Genomic DNA, 1,795 nt, shown 5'->3' with positions numbered 1-1,795 from the left:
GCACGAGGGCGTCTGGGAGCGGCATTGAAGGCCCGGGAGGGCCCGGTGGACGCCCCGCGCCACCCACATGGCGGCGCTCGCGCCTGAGTGCCGGCGGCCGCCGTGGTCTGGCGCATCATAGCCGGGCGCGATCAGGGTTTCGGCGGCCAGGCCTGGCCCGCCGCGGGCCCGTTCACCGGCTGACGCCTTCCCAGCCTGTCGGACAATTCGGCAGGAGCCCGTTCGAGCGGAAGGAGAACGCGCCGCGGCGCGCGATGATGACATGGTCGTGCAGGGCGATCTCGACGGCGGCGAGCGCGGTCTCGAGTTGGGCGGTCATGCTGATGTCGTCGGCCGAGGGGGAGGGATCGCCGCTCGGATGGTTGTGCGCGAGGATGACGGCCGTGGCGCTGCGCAGAAGGGCGCGGCGCACGAGTTCGCGCGGATAGAGGGTGACGTGGTTGACCGTGCCCCGGCACAGCTCCTCGTCCGCGATGAGCTGGTTGCGCGGGTTGAGATAGAGCACGCGCACCGTCTCCACCGACAAATCGGCCATGGAGGGCGTGAAATGCGCGATGGCCGCGGAGAGGCGGGAGAAGCTGCGTTGGGCGCTGCGCCGACGGCGCGAGAGGAGATCGGCCAGCCGCCGTTGATAGCTGATCACCAGCGCGGCGCGCTCGGTGAGGCCGGGAACGAGGCGAAGCTCCGCGGGGCTCGCGTGCAACACCCCATCGAGCGTGCCGAAGAGGCGGAGCAAATCCTCGGCGAGCTTGCGGGCCAGGGGCTCCGCATGGTGCATCGCCAGGAGCTGGGTCAGGATTTCGTCCTCGCGTTGCGCGGCTTTCGCTTGAAGATCCTGCCTCGAGAAGAGATTCGCTGGTCGCGCGTCGCGTAAACTTCCCGATTTTCGCCGACCGGAGTCAGGCAAGGACGTGGCAGAATCCATGAGCGGCTCATCCCCCGGTTGATCACCCTCGGGGCGCATGCAACCAGCGGGAGGCGACTCGCGTCCACGGGTAAAAATTTTCACGATGAAATCAGTTGGCCGCCTCGTCGCTGCGTGTCATCCAGGCAACAGTCACCGGGGGCGCGATGGCACGCGGGCGTCACGCGATATCCCCGGCCTGTCGGGTTGCGGGTGTCCGCGGCGGGCGATGACGCGCCCCGCCGCGGACTGACGATCGGGAATCGCGAGCTAGGAGCGGTCGTGCTCTGCCAGAAGCCGTCGTGTCGCTTCTCCGCGCACGCGAAACGCGTCCTGGACATCCTTCGGCACTTCCAGCAGCGGCGATCGCCCATCCTGGGGATTGGGCCTGGTTGTCAGGAAGCCGGTGCGAGTGAGGTCGCGGATGGCCCTGGAAATGGTGGCTTGACTCCAGATCCGATGCGCGACGGCGGCCAGTTGCTTCTGGCTGATCGTCTCTTCCCGGGCGTGGGAGGCAGCCACTTCAAGGGCGACCCAGTACGCCACGAGAGCGCGCGCCGGCCCGAACAGCTCGCGGATGGTCTCCGCACCCGTAAAAGCACGACGCAAGGCGGCGGCCTCGAGCTCCAGCCCCGCGATATGATCGCTGTTGTTGCCCCGCAGAAGATCTCTCAAGTTCAGATTTCTGGTGAAGTTGGGTGCCTCATCAGCCATGTCTGACTCCATTCCCTTCCGTGCATCTTCATAAAATAACATGTCAAAGCCATCCGATTCGCCGCGAATGCGTTCATCCTAATGGAGCGATTCCAGCAGACGTTTCCCGCGCTGGTGCTTGCCGATGATGGTGTCGGCGGGCGCGGTCCAGCGGAAGGGCTTCGGGTCGGCGTTGTG

At 66.6% G+C, this 1,795-nt stretch carries 2 protein-coding genes; both read right to left on the bottom strand.

Going from position 1 to position 1,795, the window contains the following annotated elements:
• Positions 1-172 precede the first annotated feature (172 nt).
• A complete protein-coding gene (locus tag H596_RS22510; RefSeq protein ID WP_169579897.1) occupies positions 173-925 on the bottom strand; it encodes a JAB domain-containing protein in 753 nt (250 codons plus the stop codon).
• A 249-nt stretch (positions 926-1,174) separates the two neighbouring features.
• Complete coding sequence (locus H596_RS0118830; RefSeq protein ID WP_156910196.1) at positions 1,175-1,618, bottom strand: helix-turn-helix domain-containing protein; 444 nt, start codon at positions 1,616-1,618, stop codon at positions 1,175-1,177.
• Positions 1,619-1,795: the final 177 nt, after the last annotated feature.

It is taken from the genome of Rubritepida flocculans DSM 14296, assembly GCF_000425365.1.
In the GTDB taxonomy this organism is placed as follows: domain Bacteria; phylum Pseudomonadota; class Alphaproteobacteria; order Acetobacterales; family Acetobacteraceae; genus Roseococcus; species Roseococcus flocculans.
Note: the sequence above shows the minus strand (reverse complement) of the source record. Positions and strands in the feature narration are given on the sequence as shown.

Coding starts and splice junctions, on each gene's coding strand:
- H596_RS0118830 (WP_156910196.1), bottom strand. CDS start 1,618: ATGGCTGATGAGGCACCCAACTTCACCAGAAATCTGAACTTGAGAGAT.
- H596_RS22510 (WP_169579897.1), bottom strand. CDS start 925: ATGGATTCTGCCACGTCCTTGCCTGACTCCGGTCGGCGAAAATCGGGA.